11 protein-coding genes are annotated in these 17151 nt (G+C 63.0%); 7 read left to right on the top strand and 4 right to left on the bottom strand.

Features of this window, described 5'->3' with window-relative positions:
* The first annotated feature begins 160 nt into the window (after positions 1-160).
* Complete coding sequence (locus NKH57_RS05605; RefSeq protein WP_352942450.1) at positions 161-1069, top strand: LysR substrate-binding domain-containing protein; 909 nt, start codon at positions 161-163, stop codon at positions 1067-1069.
* A 10-nt stretch (positions 1070-1079) separates the two neighbouring features.
* Here the strand turns inward: NKH57_RS05605 and NKH57_RS05600 are convergent, their stop codons facing one another.
* The 4 genes from NKH57_RS05600 to NKH57_RS05585 form a co-directional block, all read right to left on the bottom strand.
* A complete protein-coding gene (locus NKH57_RS05600; protein ID WP_352942448.1) occupies positions 1080-2336 on the bottom strand; it encodes an Hsp70 family protein in 1257 nt (418 codons plus the stop codon).
* A gap of 272 nt (positions 2337-2608) precedes the next feature.
* Entirely contained in the window at positions 2609-3400 is a 792-nt protein-coding gene (locus NKH57_RS05595) for a TIGR02186 family protein (protein ID WP_352830403.1), read from the bottom strand.
* Positions 3400-4323: a sulfite exporter TauE/SafE family protein gene (locus NKH57_RS05590; protein WP_352942446.1), complete on the bottom strand. Its 924-nt coding sequence runs from the start codon at positions 4321-4323 to the stop codon at positions 3400-3402. The genes NKH57_RS05595 and NKH57_RS05590 overlap by 1 nt, the downstream gene beginning before the upstream one ends.
* Positions 4324-4515: 192 nt before the next feature.
* Positions 4516-8550, bottom strand: a complete 4035-nt coding sequence (locus NKH57_RS05585; protein ID WP_352942443.1) for a peptidoglycan-binding protein — start codon at positions 8548-8550, stop codon at positions 4516-4518.
* Between the two features lie 459 nt (positions 8551-9009).
* Between NKH57_RS05585 and NKH57_RS05580 the strand changes: the two genes are divergently transcribed.
* The 6 genes from NKH57_RS05580 to NKH57_RS05555 all read left to right on the top strand — a co-directional run bounded on the left by NKH57_RS05580 (position 9010) and on the right by NKH57_RS05555 (position 17149).
* Positions 9010-9468 (top strand): MerR family transcriptional regulator, encoded by a 459-nt coding sequence (locus tag NKH57_RS05580; RefSeq protein ID WP_352601517.1) that lies wholly within the window; start codon positions 9010-9012, stop codon positions 9466-9468.
* Positions 9469-9815: 347 nt separating this feature from the next.
* The gene (locus NKH57_RS05575; RefSeq protein WP_352942441.1) at positions 9816-11606 is read left to right on the top strand and encodes an acyl-CoA dehydrogenase; all 1791 of its coding nucleotides are present in this window, start codon (positions 9816-9818) and stop codon (positions 11604-11606) included.
* 115 nt (positions 11607-11721) lie between these two features.
* A complete protein-coding gene (locus tag NKH57_RS05570; protein WP_352942439.1) occupies positions 11722-12891 on the top strand; it encodes an acyl-CoA dehydrogenase family protein in 1170 nt (389 codons plus the stop codon).
* Between the two features lie 83 nt (positions 12892-12974).
* A complete protein-coding gene (locus tag NKH57_RS05565) occupies positions 12975-14183 on the top strand; it encodes an acetyl-CoA C-acetyltransferase (RefSeq protein WP_352942436.1) in 1209 nt (402 codons plus the stop codon).
* A 13-nt stretch (positions 14184-14196) separates the two neighbouring features.
* Positions 14197-16416, top strand: a complete 2220-nt coding sequence (locus tag NKH57_RS05560; protein WP_352942434.1) for a 3-hydroxyacyl-CoA dehydrogenase NAD-binding domain-containing protein — start codon at positions 14197-14199, stop codon at positions 16414-16416.
* Between the two features lie 82 nt (positions 16417-16498).
* Positions 16499-17149, top strand: a complete 651-nt coding sequence (locus NKH57_RS05555; RefSeq protein ID WP_023758060.1) for a S24 family peptidase — start codon at positions 16499-16501, stop codon at positions 17147-17149.
* Positions 17150-17151: the final 2 nt, after the last annotated feature.

Here is a 17151-nt window from a genome sequence, read left to right as displayed (position 1 = left end):
GTCCAATGCGCAAACAGGGATCTGAACCGCTCGATCATTCTGCTCTCTGCGATATCTCGGCGAATTTGTTCTAAACTCCCAGAAAACTTAGAATAGAGGCATCGATCTGTCTAATTAGTTGTTCTTGTAAATTCGATCGATATTGGTTCTTAATGCGCTCATGACCCTGGACCAGTTGCGGATTTTCGTCGCCGTCGCCGAGCGCGGCCATATGACCAAGGCGGCGGAACTGCTGGGCATTTCGCAGTCGGCAGCATCGGCCGCCATCCGGGCGCTTGAAGAACAGCATGGCGTTCATCTGTTCAACCGGGTTGGCCGCAACATCGAGCTTGCCCAGACCGGACACCGGTTCCTGCCCGAAGCCAAGGCAGTGCTCGAACGGGCGGCTGCCGCGCGCAATGTACTGGAGCATGTCTCGCAGACGGTCACCGGCAGCCTCTCGATCGCCGCCAGCCAGACCATCGCCAGTTATTGGCTGCCGCGCCGGCTGGCGTCCTTCCATGAAGCCTATCCGGCCGTCAGGCTGAGCGTCAGCATCGGCAACACCAGGCAGGTCGAGGCCAATGTCCTTGATGGTGCGGCCGATCTCGGCCTGGTCGAGGGGCGCACTGAGTCCGACATATTGCGCCGCGCCAAGGTCGACGTCGACAGGCTCATGCTGGTGGTTGCCAGCTCGCATCCGGAGATCGCCGAGATTGCGCCCGGCCACCCCGACATCAAGGGCCTGCGCTGGATCATCCGCGAGGGCGGTTCGGGCACGCGCGAAGTGCTGGAGGATCTGGCGCGTCGCGAAGGAATTTCGCTCGCCGATTTACAGATATTCCTGGTGCTGCCGAGCAACGAGGCTATCCGCCAGGCGGTCGAGGCGGGAGCCGGCGCCACCATCATTTCGGAGCTTGTCGTGGCCCGTGCAGTGGCCGAAGGCAGTCTCAGGTCCGTGCCGCTCGAATTGCCGAAGCGCGACTTCGCCATGATCACGCATCGCGATCGCCAGGCAAGCCTTGCCCAGATGGCGCTGAAGGCGCACCTCGGCACCGGCGTCGACGAAACGGTGCCCGCCCGCCCGTGAATGGGCCGCGTCAGCCGAACTTTCGCTGAGCATCCAGCGCCAGGCCAAGTCCGACCGAGCCGAACATGTCGCCTTCGATGACGGATGCCTGCGGCACCAGCGACAGGATCTCTCGTCTGGCGAGCGGAATCGCGGTCGATCCGCCGGTCAGGAACACCGCGGTGATATCGGATGGCCTGACCTCAGCGTCCCGGATGGTCTGCGCCACCGTTCCTGTGACCCGCTCGATATCCCTGGCGATCGTGGCTTCCAGCCCGCTGCGCGTAATCTCGGCGGCGAACTCCGCGCCCGGCAGCCTCACCGCCACCTGAGCGGACGAGCTGTCGGTCAGCTCGATCTTGGCCTTCTCGACAAGTGCCGCCAGCGCGTGTCCATAGCGGTGTTCGACGATGTGGATGAAGCGGTCGACCAGGTCGGCGCGCTCGGCCTCGTAGCGGATCTGGCGCAGATGCGTCATCGCCTTGGCGGTGTAGACCAGGTTGATGCGCTGCCACGTCGCGAGGTCGATGAAGTAGCTTGCCGGCAGGTTGCGTTTGCCGTCCTTGGTTGGCGTCAAATAGCCGAGCTGCGGCATCACATGGGCGATGCTCAGCAGCCGGTCGAAATCCGTGCCGCCGATATGGACGCCCCGGCTGGCCAGGATGTCGTCCTTGCGGTCGAGCGAACGGGAGCGCCGCGGTGAAACGCGCACGACCGAGAAGTCCGACGTGCCGCCGCCCATGTCGATGATCAGCGCCAGCTCTTCCCTCGCCACCTTCTGCTCGTAGTCGAGCGCCGCCGCGATCGGTTCGAACTGGAATGCGATGTGCTTGAAGCCCTGGGCGCGCGCGGCGTTCTCAAGTTCGCTTTGCGCCTTCGCGTCGGCCTCGGCGTCGTCATCGACGAATTGAACCGGCCGGCCAAGCACCACGGTCTCGACGGCATCGCCGGCATCTGCTTCGAGCTTCTTCTTGAGATGGCCGAGGAACAGGCCGACGATTTCCATGAACCCGATCGAGCGCGCCTTGATACGGGTCTTCTCGTGCGCAAGCGAACTGCCGAGCACGCTCTTCAGCGAGCGCATCAGCCGGCCTTCGATGCTGTCGGTGTAGTTGGCGATGGCGTGGCGGCCAAAACAGGTGCGGTTGTCCTCGAAGTTGAAGAACACGGCACTGGGCAGCGTGATCTGGTCGTCCTCAAGCGTGACGAGGCGCGGCTGCCCGTTCCTGACCACGCCCACGGTGGAATTGGAAGTGCCGAAGTCGATGCCGGCGAAGGCTGGTCGCATGACAAGTTCCTGTATTGGTCGTCGACGAGCCGATAGGCGCCACGAGAAATCGCGCGCTGCCCGGGGACGGGCTGCTCTGCCGAACCGAATTGTTTGTGTCTGCCTGTTGGCTGGGAGCGCGGTCTACCGCATGCTCCCGCAAAGGGAAACCACTTTTCGGGAAAAGTTCTAAAAGCGCGTCGCGTTTGAACGAATTCAGGCGACGCGCCTTAGGTTTTTGATTCGATGCATGTCGTTCTCCCAAAACCGGGGCCACTTTTGGGCGACATGCATTAGTCTCTCCGGAAGATCAGCCTTCCGAGCCAGCCGGTCAGCATGGCTAGCGATATCGCGAAGACGCCGTAGAGGAAGGAATAATTGTGTGCGACACGGAAGATCGACTGTTCAAAACCGGATTTGCGGATTTCGAGCTGGGCCGAGCTCTCCTTGATGAACAGGCCGCTCTTGAACAGGAAGGCGCGCGCCTTGTGGGTGCCGACCGGAACGTTCGGCGCCAGCCTGACGGTGGCGCGGAACAGGTTCTGCGACAGGAATTGCACGCCGCCGACATTCTCGCTGTAGAGGCCGGTCGCCGACTTGCGCTCCCGCAGCGCCGCGGTGAATTCCTCGATCGTCGCCGGGCTGTCGCCGGGATCGGCGGGTTGCATGTAAAGGTTGGAGGCGCCGAGCGACAGCTGCTTGTAGCTGTTCGGCTCGGTGATGTCCTGCAACGGCCGCGTCGTCGCCACCGAATAGGACACCGGCACGTTCTCGAAGGTCTCGGAGTCCAGATTTATCCAGACGCCGAGAACGCGGTCCTTGCGGCGCACCACCACCGGCTTGGGTGGCCCTTCGAGCACGACGATGACATCATAGCGGCCCTGGCGCGCCACGAGTGGATCGGGATTTTCCAGCGAACCGAAGATGGTCAGGTCGGCGCCGGAAAAGCCGGCGGTGATTGAGACATTGTCGGTGGAGAGCCCGATCTGGATGCCTTCCGTCAGCGGGACCTGTGCCTTCGCCGGCACGGCGGCCGCAAGCAGCGACAGGAAAATGGCTGTTGCGAACGCGTTCGGAGCCCTCATCAGTTGAGGCCCGCGGCAGACAGCGAATAGAGGTTGGGCGGGGTGACGAAGAGACCGATGGCCAGTCGTATCGCTACCGCCAGCACCAGCACCGCCAGCAAGGCCCTGAGCTGTTCGCCGCGCAGCCTCTGGCCGGCCTTGGCGCCATATTGCGCACCGGCCACGCCGCCCGCCATCAGCAGGAAGGCCAGCACGACGTCGACCGTCTGGTTGGTGGTGGCGTGGACCAGCGTCGTATAGGCGGAGGTAAAGATGATCTGGAACAGCGATGTGCCGATAACGACATTGGTCGGCACTTTCAGGAGATAGATCAGCGCCGGCACCATGATGAAACCGCCGCCGACGCCCATGATTGACGACAGGAAGCCGATGCCGACGCCCAGGCCAAGCACTGGGATGACGCTGACGAACAGCTTTGAGGCCCTGAAACGCATCTTCAACGGCAAGCGATGGATCCAGTTGTGCTGCCCGGATTTCTTCAGCACCGGTGCCGCGCCGCTACGTGTGGCACGCAAGGCATTGACGCTTTCGACCAGCATCAGCCCGCCGACGGTGCCAAGCAGTACGACGTAGAGCAGCGAGATGAACAGGTCGAGCTGGCCGAGGCGGCGCAGGAAGGCGAAGACGTAGATGCCGGCAGTGGAGCCGATGATGCCGCCGGCCAGCAAGACCCCACCGAGCTTGAAGTCGAGCGTCCCTCGCTTCATGTGCGAAAGGACGCCGGAGACGGAGGAGGCGATGACCTGGTTGGCGCCGGTGGCGACCGCGATCGCCGGCGGTATGTTGTAGAAGATCAAGAGGGGCGTGATAAGGAAGCCCCCGCCGACCCCGAACATGCCCGACAGGAAGCCCACCGCCGCACCCATGGCCAGCAGGACGAAGACGTTGACGGAAATTTCCGCGATCGGGAGATAGATGCCCACCCGTCAGTCTCGATCAGTTCTGCCTGTCGGCGAATGCAACCGTTGCGGGCATCTTGGACCGACAAGCCAATTCGTTCTTGCGCCGGAGGTGCTGCGAAGTCAAACCGCGCTACGCCGCCGAAACAAAAAACATCTCAATCAGTTAACAGGCAAATGTGTGGCAAGGGCGTCGTGGAAGCGACGCCTCTGCCGTTATTTGCGCGCCAGCAGCGCCTTGACCAGTTTTTCATCGACCTCGCCGGTCGCCGGCATCTTGTTATCGGTCTGGAAAGCCATGATCGCGATCTTGGTCTTCTGGCCCATCTTGCCGTCGGCGCCACCGGCGTCATAGCCATTCTTGTTGAGAATGCGCTGGATATTCTGGACGGCCTTCGTCATGTCGATGCTGGCGGTCGTCTGCGGTGCGCCGTTCTGCCAGGATTCGGGAACGTCGGCCGAATTGGCTGCCGCGTCCAGCGGCTTGGCCTTCCACAGTTCGACCGCGGCGCGGGCGCGTTCGAGCTGCTCGGGCCGCAGCGCATTGGCGATCTCGTCACGCTTGGCCGCCGCATCCTTGTCGCCGGTCTTGGCGACGAGCGCGAACCATTTGTAGGACTCTTCGAGGTTCTGCTTCATGCCGACGCCCTTGGCGGCGAGGATGCCGAGGTTGAACTGGCTGTCCTTGACGCCGACGTCGGCCGCCGCCTGGAACCAGTGCGCGGCCGATTCATTGTCGGTCACGCCGTCCGCGGCCATGGCGAAGAGCACGGCCAGATTGTGCATGCCGCTGGCATTGCCCTGCTCCGCGGAAAGCTGGTACCAGGTCTTCGCCTTCTTGATGTCGCGCGCGACGCCGATGCCCTTTTCATAGAAGTTGCCGATGCGATACTCGGCCGGCGCAAAGCCGAGCTCCGCCGACTTCTCGTACCATTTGGCCGCTGCCGCCATGTCTTCCTTGACGCCGCGCGCCTCGGCATAACGCGAGCCGATCTCGAACAGCGCCTTGGCATCGCCACTGGCGGCGGCGTCGCGCAAGGCGTCCGGGCCGGCGTCAGCTGGAATGTCGATCGTGGCCGTGATCGCGGCCGGCGAAGCGTCCGTCGGGGGAACCGCGCCCGTGGTGTCCTTGGCTGTCGCCGGCTGGGCCGTCAACGGCTGGGTGCCGATGTCGGCATCGGTTGCGTCCGTGGCGGTTGAAACAGTCGGGGCCGGGGCAGTTGTGGCCGGCGCAGCCGAAGCTTTCGTTTCGAACATCGCCGCGCTGGCATCGACGGGCGCAGGAAGCGGCTCGGCTGCTAGCGCGGCCGTCGACGGATCGGCGCCTGGCGGCGTGGTTATCGTGCTTTGCGCCGCTACGTCGTCCTTGGTTGCCGGTTCGGACGGCTCGGATGGTCTCACGCCACGATCCGGCGCGCTTTCCGCTGCTGTGGGCCGAATATCGGTCTTTGGCTGGCCAGCGGCATCGAGTGAGGCGGTTTTCACTGACTGCGAGGCGACGATCGGCGCGACATCGTTGCTTGCCACCTGGGCGGGATCGGCGAAAAAGGCCTTGCCCAGTTGCAAGGCACCCAGCGCCAGCAAAATCGCGGTTGTCCCCATCAGGATCGGCTTGCGACGTGCCTTGAGCAGGTCGCCGATCCGCAGCGCCTTCACCGGTCCGGTCATCGTCGACTGGCGTTTCAGCGCATCGGCCTCGGCAGCCGCAGCTTGCGCCGCGCGCCGGGCCGCGGCGATGAAGTCCGATTTCGCGGCATCGGTGTCGCTGGGCTTGGCCGGCTGGCCGCGCTCGTCGCGCACGCGCTTCATGATGGCATTGAGATCAGGTGCGCCCGAGCCCGGCTCCAGCGGCCGATTGGCCATTCTCGGATCGAGCGGCTCGTCGAGATCGACGCTCGGTATTGGGGTGCTCGGCGCCGAGCCGGCCAGTGGCGGAATATCCGCTTCCTTCTTGCCCTTGAATGCGCGGGCCAGCCCGCCGAAGATCGATCTGCGGCCCGCTTGTTCGTTCTTTTCGGAACCCGTGTCGGAGCCCAGCGCAGCCATGGCGGCGGCAGCGGCGGCCTCGGCTGGCGTGCGGGTGCCGACACCGTGGCCGCTATGCGTGCCCAGGCCGCTATGCGTGCCCAGGCCGCTATGCGTGCCCAGGCCGCTGCGAGCGCCCGGCTCATTGCGCAGGCTGGAGCCGGCGCCGTCGAGATCCGCCATGTCCCCAGTCAATGGCAAGGGCTGATCGATATCCATCGACGGCGGCTCGACGGCCATCTTGGGTCGCCGTGCGCCGCGCCAGTTGCTCGGTTCGGCCGAAGCCGCGTCCAGCAATTCGCTCATCGCCTCGACCGGCTCGCTGGGTTCCAGCGAACCAAGCCGGTCCACGATCTTGAGCAACGTGTCGTGGATGGCCTCGAACGTTCGCGAATTGCGCTCGTCGGAGCGCCGCGTCAGCGTTTCAAGCGTCTTCAAATCCTGGGCAAGGCCGGAAACGGCCGTCGTGTTGGCACTCGAACCGGCCAACGATCGCACCGCGTTCTCGGCCGCTTCGCGCGCCGCGCCGAGGATGGAATCACGGGTTCCGGCCAGGGACTTCTCGATTTCGTCGAGACGTGGGCTGATGTCTTCGAATTCTGGCAGCGGCGTGCTGGGCTTGGAAAGATGGGCGGACAGGCCTGCGACCTGCGCCTCCAGGCTGCGGATCAGCGCCGGATCAATGCCGGCGACGTGCGCGGCCGACGCATCCAGCCGGCTTGAAATGTCTTCGAGCCGGCTTTCCAGGCCGCGGATCGCCGCTTCGCCCGCGGGATCGGGAACGCGCGTTTCCATGCGCTTGGCCAGTGCGGTGAAGCGGGCATCAATGGCGTCCATGATGCCGGCGCTGTCGATTTGCGGCATCCGCTGGTCAAGCCTGTCGGCAACCTCGTCAAGCCGGCGTTCGAGATCGCGAAACAGCATGTTGCTCTGTTCGATGGCGTCGCCCTGGCGGCGTTCCATCATGCCCGACAGCACGTCGAAGCGTTGATCCAGGCCGTGGAAGATGTAGTCGGCGTCAGGCATGGTAGGCGCCTGGTCAATCTTGTCGGCGATGAGTGCGATCTGCTTGGCCAGGCGCTCCATAGCCTGCTCGGGCAGATTGGCTCGGCCGGCGAGTTCGTCGACCCGGCTCGACAGAGTGCTTAGCCGGTCGATGACCGCGTTGCCGGGACGATCCTGCGCCACTTCCTCTATCTGCTGGGCAAGCGAGTCGATCCGCTTCTCGATGCGCTCGAAAGCCTCGTGGTCGAATGAATTGGCTTGTGCCGCTACCGTCGAGGCAACGATGGCGCGGGAAATCTCGTCCAGCCGCTCGTCGATGAGGCCAAGCGTGTCGCTGCCGCGGTTGTCCTGCTGGCTGGCGAAATGGTCGACGGCGCCGGCAAGTGCGCGCACCTTCTCCTCCAGCGAACGCAGCGACAGCGATTCCGGCAGGTTGTTGACGGCGTTGCTGATCTGCTCCAGCCGGTCGGTCAGAGCAGACAGGCCGGGGTCGTCCGAACGCTTGCGCTGGTCGGCGTCGACACGGTCTTCGAAAGCCGTCCAGCGGCGATCGAAATCGTCCCAGCGGCGGTCGACCCTCTGCACGCTCTCTTCGCGCGCCAGCGTGTCGAGCGCGGCTTTGACCTGCTCGAGTTCGAGCCGCAGCATGTTGACGCTTCTGTCGTCGCTCTTCTCGGCCAACGTCTGGATGGCGCCGGAAAGCCGTTCGAATTCAAGTCCGAGTTCGGCACTGCCCTTGGCCTGGGTACCGGGCTTGGCACCTGACTGGAAAGCCCGCTCGATGTCCTTGCGCAGTGCTTCGAATTCACGCTGCAGCCCTGATGTCATCTGGTGGCGCAATTCCTCGCGCATGCCGCGCAGTTCGCCGGCGATCTTGCCGACCATGGCAACGCCGTCTTCCTGGCCGCGCACGCGATCGATGTCGCGGGCAATGGCCTGGTAGTTCTGCCCGAAAGCGGCGGCTCCCTGCATCTGGGTCGTCGGGCGCGGCGCGGCCTGCGGATCCTCATACCAGCGCTGCTGGCTGGCGGGTCGGGCGGCGGGATAACGCGCGTCGGCGCCATATTGACGGGGATCTGGACGTGCCATCGGGTCCTCGCGCGTCCGCTCCAGCCGCTGCTCCAGCGTCTCCAGCGACTGGTTCAACTGCTCGAGCGTGGTCTGCGGCCTGCGCTGCCTGCCGGCGTTGAGTGTATCGAGATAGGACCGCTTGCTGTTCATAGGTGCGTCCGTCTTTCAGAATGGCTGGCTCGTGGCCAGTTCCCCCAAGTCTCTGTCGGAACGAAGGCGACCGGCGACAATGCCGCGGTGGAAGACGAGCTTCCCAGGTTACCACCCGCGCTCCGAAAAACCGTGAAAAATTCGATACAGGATAAACACGGGTAGCCGACGCGCCCACATTTCACCCAACGTGGTAAACAACGCGTTAACCAAATTTAAGAAGTTGCAAGGATGTTGGATGTCGGCCTGACGGTGCGGCATAAAGTTCGGAGCGTAGAACACCCTTGCGTCACAAGGCGGCAATCGGTATAGAATTGACGTAAACGTAAAAGGCGCGTCGAGCGTGCCGTTTTGCGATTTGTTTGTTGAAACCACGATTGGAAGCAGGCCCCCGCTTCCAGTCAGGCGACGCACGGTCCAGGAGACCGCGACGCCACCAGACGGGGAAAGCCAGTGACCATGAAGCTTATCTCGGCCGGCGAGACCGCGGCCAATACCAATATGTCTGTCGAAGCCGGCGAGGACCTTGTCCGCATCGGCGAGATGGCGAAAAAATACGGAGTGACGCTGCGCACGCTGCGTTTCTACGAAGACAAGGGCCTGCTCAACCCGCAGCGTGACGGTTCGACCCGTCTCTACACGCGCCGCGACAAGGCCCGGCTGAAGCTGATCCTGCTTGGCCGCAAGGTCGGGTTCTCGCTGCGCGACGTCAAGCAGATGATGGATCTCTACGATCCGACGGGTTCAAACACCAAGCAGCTGCGGCTGGCGCTGGACAAGTCGGAAAAGCAGCTTGCCCGCCTGCAGAAACAACGGGCACTGATCGATGACGCCATTAGCGAGCTGAGCGCCTCGATGTCGGCGGTGCGCCAGATGCTGGCCGAGCGTTCGGCACCACAGGCTAGCGTCGCTCGCTAAAGCAATTTCGGGAGTAGTGTGAAACGGTTCTCCCGGGTAAGTGCATAGCGTTTCCCCTTGGGAATTGCGCTACGCCTAAAGTCATCCGCTGACTGTCTGACGATCAAAGCCGCGTGGCAATGCCGCGCGGCTTTTCGTTTTCTCGCCTCCCGACCCATAGGGTTTCGGCTCGCGCGCTGCCGCACCGCCACGCTCATTGCTGCGATGGGCGGGAAATCTTGTTGCATCGAAAAATTGACGTTTACGCAAACGTCAATTTTTGCTATCTCCGCTCTCAACATGGGTCCGCATGCCGCACTGGCTGTCATCGGGGCGTTCGGACCGGGTTCGCAGGGTGGAGAAAACGCATGCCGACATACAGGGCTCCGGTCCAGGATACGCTGTTCGTGCTCAACGAGGTGCTGGGCTACCAGCGCTATTCGAACCTTCCCGGATTTTCCGACGCCACGCCCGATGTGCTCGAGGCGATCCTCGCCGAAGGCGCCAAGCTCGCCGAAAACGTCATTCACCCGTTGAACCGTGTCGGTGACATGGAAGGCTGCGTTCGTCATGATGATGGCTCGGTGACGACGCCGAAGGGCTTCAAGGAGGCCTTCGACCAGTATCGCGAGGGTGGCTGGATGGGACTGGCCGCACCGGTCGAGTTCGGCGGCCAGGGTCTGCCCTACGCCGTACACACTGCGGTCTCCGAATACATGGTCTCGGCTAACATGTCGCTGATGATGTATCCGGGCCTGACGCAAGGCGCGATCGCGGCAATCATCACCCACGGCACCGACGAGCAGAAGGCCAAGTGGCTGCCCAGGATGATCGAAGGCGTCTGGACCGGCACCATGAACCTGACCGAGCCGCATTGCGGCACCGATCTCGGCCTGCTGCGGACCAAGGCGGTGCCGAATGGCGATGGCACCTACAAGATTTCAGGTCAGAAGATCTTTATTTCGGCCGGCGAACACGACATGTCGGACAACATCGTCCATCTGGTGCTGGCCCGCATCGAGGGCGCGCCGGAAGGCGTCAAAGGCATCTCGCTGTTCATCGTGCCTAAACTCAAGCTCGATGCATCGGGCAATCCAGGCGACAGGAACACTGTCTCCTGCGGCTCGATCGAGGAGAAGATGGGCATCCACGGAAATTCGACCTGCGTCATGAACTATGACGAGGCGCAAGGCACGCTGCTCGGCGAGGCCAATGGCGGCCTGAAGGCGATGTTCACGATGATGAACGAGGCACGCCTTGGCGTTGGCCTGCAGGGACTGTCGTTGTCGGAGATCGCCTATCAGAACGCCGTTGCCTACGCCAAGGACCGCCTGCAGGGGCGCTCGCTGTCTGGGCCGAAAGCACCCGACAAAAAGGCCGACCCGATCATCGTCCACCCCGATATCCGCCGCAGCCTGATGACCATGAAGGCGTTCAACGAAGCCGGCCGCGCGCTGGCGCTGTGGACGGCGATCAAGTCGGATGTCGCCCACCGCGCCGGTGACGACAAGGACCGTCAGGCGGCCGACGACTACACCGGCCTGATGACGCCGGTGGTCAAGGGCGTGCTTACCGACAAGGGTTTCGACCATGCGGTCATGGCGCAGCAGGTGTTCGGCGGTCACGGCTACATCGAAGAGCATGGCATGAGCCAGTTCGTGCGCGATGCCCGCATCGCCATGATCTATGAAGGCGCCAACGGCATCCAGGCCCTCGACCTTGTCGGCCGCAAGCTCGGATTGAACGGCGGCCGCGCGGTGCAGGCCTTCTTCAAGGAGGTCGGCGAATTCTGCGAGGAAAACCGCGCCGACGATAAGATGGCGCCGTTCACCAAGGCAGTGAAGAAGGGCCTCAACGACCTGCAGGCCGCTACCATGTGGCTGGTGCAGAACGGCATGGCCAAGCCCGACAATGCGGGCGCCGCCTCGACCGACTATATGCATCTCTTCGGCCTTGTGGCGCTGGGCTACATGTGGGCGCGGATGGCCAAGGCGGCACTTGGCAAGACGGACGCCAATGGCGCTCAGTCGTTCTACGACAACAAGGTCGTGACGGGGCGCTTCTTCATGGAGCGGATCATGCCGGAGACATCGGCGCATCTCGCCCGCATTTCGAGCGGCGCCGACACGCTGATGGCACTGCCGGCGGAAGCGTTCTAAAGATAGTTCCCTCCCCCCCTTGAGGGGAGGGTGGCCCGAAGGGCCGGGTGGGGTCCTGCGTGAAGCGCGCCGACCTCACTCTGAAGATGCGCTCTGGGAGGAGTATCATACCAGCATGACCAACCCAGCCGAAATCCTTGGCCTTCCCAAACCCGCCTGGGCGGCGGACGAGGTCGGCATGCTCTACGACATGGCGCACCGCTTCATGTCGGAAGAGATCGCGCCGCGCTACGACGAGTTCGAGAAAAATGAGATGGTCGATCGCGAAAGCTGGCTGAAGGCCGGTGCGGCCGGCCTGCTTTGCGCCTCGATGCCGGAGGAATATGGCGGCTCGGGCGGTACCTTCGCGCATGAGAGTGCCATCATCGAGGCCATCGGCCATGTCGGTGTCGATGGCTTCGGCATCGGCCTGCACAACTCGATCGTTGCCCCCTACATCCTCCATTACGGCTCCGAAGAGCAGAAGAAGAATTGGCTGCCGAAGCTGGCGACCGGCGAGTTGATCGGCGCCATCGCCATGACCGAGCCCGGCGCAGGCTCCGACCTGCAGGGCGTCAAGACGCGAGCGCAGAAGGATGGCAACCAATACAAGATCAACGGTTCAAAGACCTTCATCACCAACGGCCAGCTTGCAAACTTCATCATAGTCGTCACCAAGACCGATCCGGAGAAGGGCGCCAAGGGCACCTCGCTGATCGTGGTCGAGACCGACGAGGTCGAGGGTTTCCAGCGTGGCCGCAACCTTGACAAGATCGGCCTGAAAGCCAACGACACCTCGGAGCTGTTCTTCAACGACATGCGCGTGCCGACCTCAAACCTGCTCGGCCACGAGGAAGGGCAGGGCTTCGTCCAACTGATGCAGCAATTGCCGCAGGAGCGCCTGCAGATCGGCACCGGGGCAATTGCCATGATCGAGCGGGCGCTGGCACTGACCATCGACTACGTCAAGGAGCGCAAGGCGTTCGGCAAGGCGATCATCGATTTCCAGAACACCCAGTTCAAGCTGGCCGAGCTCAAGACCGAGGCCACCATCGGCCGTGTCTTCTACAATGATTGCGTCAGCCGCCACATCAATGGCGGCCTCGATCCTGTGACCGCATCGATGGCCAAGTATTGGCTCAGCGACCTGCAGGGAAAAGTCGTCGACGAATGCCTTCAATTGCATGGGGGCTATGGCTACATGAATGAATATCCGATCGCCCGCATGTTCCGCGACGCCCGCGTCCAGCGCATCTACGGCGGCACCAACGAGATCATGAAATTGCTGATCGGACGCTCGCTCTAATGCATGTCGCCCAAAAGTGGTTCCGGTTTTGGGAGATCGACATGCATCAATCTAAAACCGTCGGATAAACCAAGGAGCAAGAGATGGCCGAAGCTTATGTCTATGACGCCGTGCGCACGCCGCGCGGCAAGGGCAAGAAGGACGGATCGCTGCACGAGGTGCCGGCGGTTCGGCTTGCCGCCAAGACGCTCGAGGCGCTGCGCGACCGCAATGGGCTGGACACCGGCACTGTCGACGACATCATCTTCGGCTGCGTCGATCCGGTCGGCGAGGCGGGCTCGGTCATTCCGCGTGCCGCCGCCTTCGAGGCCGGCTACGACACCAAGGCGCCGGGCATGCAGATCTCGCGCTTCTGTGCCTCGGGGCTAGATGCCATCAATTTCGGCGCCGCCAAGATCGCGCAGGGCGCCGACGAGATCGTCATCGCCGGCGGCGTCGAATCGATGTCGCGCGTCGGCATGGGCGCCTCCGGCGGCGCCTGGTTCATGGATCCCTCGGTCGGCCTGCCCGGCTGGTTCGTGCCGCAAGGCATCTCCGCCGACCTGATCGCCACCAAATACGGCTTCAGCAGAGACGACGTCGACGCCTATGCGGTCGAGAGCCAGAAGCGCGCCGCAAAATCCTGGGCCGACGGCCGCTTCAAGAAATCCGTCATTCCGATCAAGGACCAGAACGGCCTGACCATCCTGGACCATGACGAGCATATGCGCCCGTCGACCGACATGCAGTCGCTGGCCTCGCTCAACCCGTCCTTCGTCATGCCTGGCGAAATGGGCGGCTTCGATGCCGTCGCCGTGCAGAAGCATCCTGAGGTGGAAGAGGTCAACCACGTCCACCACGCCGGCAATTCGTCCGGCATCGTCGACGGTGCGGCGGCCGTGCTGCTCGGGTCGAAGAAGGCCGGCAAGGCGATGGGTATCAAGCCGCGCGCCCGCATCCGCACCTTCGCCAACATCGGCTCCGAACCGGTGCTGATGCTGACCGGTCCGGTCGACGTCACCGAGAAGCTGTTGAAGCGCGCCAAGATGAAGCTGTCCGACATCGACCTGTTCGAGCTCAACGAGGCCTTCGCCTCGGTGGTTTTGCGTTACATGCAGGCGTTCGACATTCCGCATGACAGGATCAACGTCAATGGCGGCGCCATTGCCATGGGCCATCCGCTCGGCGCCACCGGTGCGATGATCTTGGGCACGGTGCTGGACGAACTCGAGCGTCGTGATTTGAATACCGCCCTGGTGACGCTGTGTATCGGTGCCGGCATGGGCACCGCAACGATCATCGAACGCGTCTGACGGGAGAGAAACGATGAGCTATACAAATTTCACCCTCGACGTCGACGCCGACGGCATTGCGCTTGTCACCTGGGACATGCCGGGCCGATCGATGAATGTCTTCACCGAAGAAGCCATGCGGGAACTGAACGCCATCGTCGATCACGTGACGGGTGACGCCGCCATCAAGGGCGCGGTGATCACCTCCGGCAAGGATACCTTCTCCGGCGGCGCCGACATCACACTGCTGCAGAAGATGCTGACCACGTTCGCCGCTGAAAAGGATAAGGACGCCGAAAAGGCCACCAAGGCGCTGTTCGACAATGCCGGCATGATGACCGGCCTGTTCCGCAAGCTGGAAACTTGCGGCAAGCCATGGGTGTCGGCGATCAACGGCACCTGCATGGGCGGTGCCTTCGAGATGTCGCTGGCCTGCCACGGACGCGTTGCCGCCGACAGCGACAAGGTCAAGATGGCGCTTCCCGAGGTGAAAATCGGCATCTTCCCGGGCGCCGGCGGCACCCAGCGCGTGCCGCGCCTGACCGATCAGCAGCAGGCGCTGCAGATGCTGACCTCCGGCCAGACGCTGTCGCCGCAGAAGGCCAAGTCGATGGGCCTGATCCATGAGATTGCCGAGCCCGCCAAGCTGGTCGAAACGGCCAAGGCGATGATCAGGAATGGCTTGAAGCCGGTGGCGCCATGGGACGAGAAGGGCTTCAAACTGCCCGGTGGCCAGATCTATTCGCCCGCCGGCTTCAATCTGTGGCCGCCGGCCATCGCCATCCTGCGTCGCGAGACATATGGCAACTATCCGGCTGCTGCCGCGATCCTCAAATGCGTCTATGAAGGCCTGCTGGTGCCGTTCGACACCGCCTTGCGTATCGAGCAGCGCTATTTCACCGAGATCATGCAGACCAGGGAAGCGGCGGCGATGATTCGCTCGCTGTTCGTCTCGCTGCAGGAACTGAACAAGGGCGCCCGCCGCCCGGCCGGCGTGCCGGAAACCAAGTTCAAGAAGATCGGCATTCTCGGCGCCGGTTTCATGGGCGCCGGCATCGCCTACGTCACCGCCAAGGCCGGCATCCCGGTGGTGCTGCTCGATCGTGACATGGAGTCGGCCGCCAAGGGCAAGGCACATTCCGACAGCCTGATCTCGGATCAACTGAAGAAGGGCCGCGCCAAGCCCGAGGAGAAGGACAAGTTGCTGTCGCTGATCACGCCGACAGCCGACTATGCAGACCTTGCCGGCTGCGACCTGGTGGTCGAGGCGGTCTTCGAGGACTCGGGTGTCAAGAAGAGCGCCACCGAACAGGCGGAGGCCGTGTTGAAGCCATCGGCGATCTTCGCGTCGAACACCTCCACCATCCCGATCTCGGCGCTGGCCAAGAATTCGGCGCGGCCAAAGAATTTCATCGGCATCCACTTCTTCTCCCCTGTCGACAAGATGATGCTGGTCGAGATCATTTTGGGCAAGAAGACCGGTGACAAGGCGCTGGCCACGGCGATCGATTTCGTCCGTGCCATCAAGAAGACGCCGATCGTCGTCAACGACACGCGCGGCTTCTATGTCAACCGCTGCGTGCTGCGCTACATGTCGGAAGCCTACAAGATGCTGATCGAAGGCGTTCCGGCGCCGATGATAGAGAATGCCGCGAAGGCCGCCGGCATGCCGGTCGGACCCCTGGCGCTGACCGACGAGACGGCCATCGACCTTGCCCAGAAGATCATGAAGCAGATCATCCGGGATCTCGGCGACAAGGCGGTCGATCCGAAGCAGATGGCGCTGATCAACACCATGGTCGACGATCACGGCCGCTTCGGCCGCAAGAACGGCAAAGGTTTTTACGATTATCCCGCCAAGCCGGCCAAGAAGAAGCTGTGGCCGGGACTGAAGGAGCTCTATCCGCAGTTGGCGCCGGAGAAGGTCGACTATGAGGAACTGCAGCAGCGACTGCTGGTCACCATAGCGCTGGAAGCGGCCCGGGTGATGGAAGAGGGTATCGTCACCGACCCGCGCGAGGCTGATGTCGGCTCGATCCTGGCCTTCGGTTTCGCGCCCTACACCGGCGGCGCGCTGTCATATATCGACGGCATCGGCGCCAAGGCATTCGTCAAGATCGCCAAGGGCTTGCAGAAGAAATACGGCGCCGAGTTCAAGGCGCCCAAGCTGCTGCTCGACATGGCCGAGAAGGGCGAAAGCTTCTACGAGCGCTTCGATCCTTATACGAAGGGCGAGACCAGAAAGGCGGCGTGAGGCAGCCTTGCACTGTGGACAAGAGGATGGCTCCGGGTTAGAAGCGAAAAAGGTATTTTTTCCTGTTTGAAGGAGAGCAAGAATGCTCTCGCATGACCGTGTCTGGGCCGCCATAGATGCTCTTGCCGAGCGCTATTCGCTTTCGGCCTCGGGTTTGGCCAAGCGCGCGGGGCTCGATTCCACTGCGTTCAACAAGTCGAAGCGTCTGTCGTCGGACGGCCGGCCGCGCTGGCCTTCGACCGAATCGCTGGCCAAGATCATCGAGGCGACGGGCGCTTCGCTCGATGAATTCACCGGCCTGATCGAAGGCCGAGCCGCGACCAGCCATGCCGCCGCCCTTGCCCGCACACGCTCCGTGCCGTTGCTCGGTTTTGCCCAGGCGGGCGCCGGCGGCTACTTCGACGATGCCGGTTTTCCGGCCGGGCAGGGCTGGGATCTGGTCGAACTGCCGGCGCAATCCACCGAGAACTCCTATGCGCTGCAGGTGCAGGGCGATTCCATGCTGCCGCTCTACCGCAATGGCGATGTCCTCATCGTCGAACCGGGCGCCATCACCCGCAAGGGCGATCGCGTCGTCGTCAAGACCACCGCCGGCGAGGTCATGGCCAAGGTGCTGGAGCGCCAGACCGTCAAGTCGATTGCGCTGGTCTCGCTCAATCCCGATCATCCCGACCGCGATATTCCCATGCGCGATGTCGAATGGGTGGCGCGGATCGTATGGGCAAGCCAGTAGGT

This window comes from Mesorhizobium sp. M1050, from assembly GCF_040318715.1.
Classification (GTDB): Bacteria; Pseudomonadota; Alphaproteobacteria; order Rhizobiales; family Rhizobiaceae; genus Mesorhizobium.
The sequence above is the reverse complement of the archived record's forward strand: the minus strand, read 5'-3'. Positions and strand labels throughout refer to the sequence as shown.

Bases quoted from the DNA above. Each gene is read 5' to 3' on its own strand.
- NKH57_RS05575 (WP_352942441.1), top strand. From the start codon at position 9,816: ATGCCGACATACAGGGCTCCGGTCCAGGATACGCTGTTCGTGCTCAAC.
- NKH57_RS05600 (WP_352942448.1), bottom strand. From the start codon at position 2,336: ATGCGACCAGCCTTCGCCGGCATCGACTTCGGCACTTCCAATTCCACC.
- NKH57_RS05580 (WP_352601517.1), top strand. From the start codon at position 9,010: ATGAAGCTTATCTCGGCCGGCGAGACCGCGGCCAATACCAATATGTCT.
- NKH57_RS05560 (WP_352942434.1), top strand. From the start codon at position 14,197: ATGAGCTATACAAATTTCACCCTCGACGTCGACGCCGACGGCATTGCG.
- NKH57_RS05585 (WP_352942443.1), bottom strand. From the start codon at position 8,550: ATGAACAGCAAGCGGTCCTATCTCGATACACTCAACGCCGGCAGGCAG.
- NKH57_RS05555 (WP_023758060.1), top strand. From the start codon at position 16,499: ATGCTCTCGCATGACCGTGTCTGGGCCGCCATAGATGCTCTTGCCGAG.
- NKH57_RS05595 (WP_352830403.1), bottom strand. From the start codon at position 3,400: ATGAGGGCTCCGAACGCGTTCGCAACAGCCATTTTCCTGTCGCTGCTT.
- NKH57_RS05605 (WP_352942450.1), top strand. From the start codon at position 161: ATGACCCTGGACCAGTTGCGGATTTTCGTCGCCGTCGCCGAGCGCGGC.
- NKH57_RS05570 (WP_352942439.1), top strand. From the start codon at position 11,722: ATGACCAACCCAGCCGAAATCCTTGGCCTTCCCAAACCCGCCTGGGCG.
- NKH57_RS05565 (WP_352942436.1), top strand. From the start codon at position 12,975: ATGGCCGAAGCTTATGTCTATGACGCCGTGCGCACGCCGCGCGGCAAG.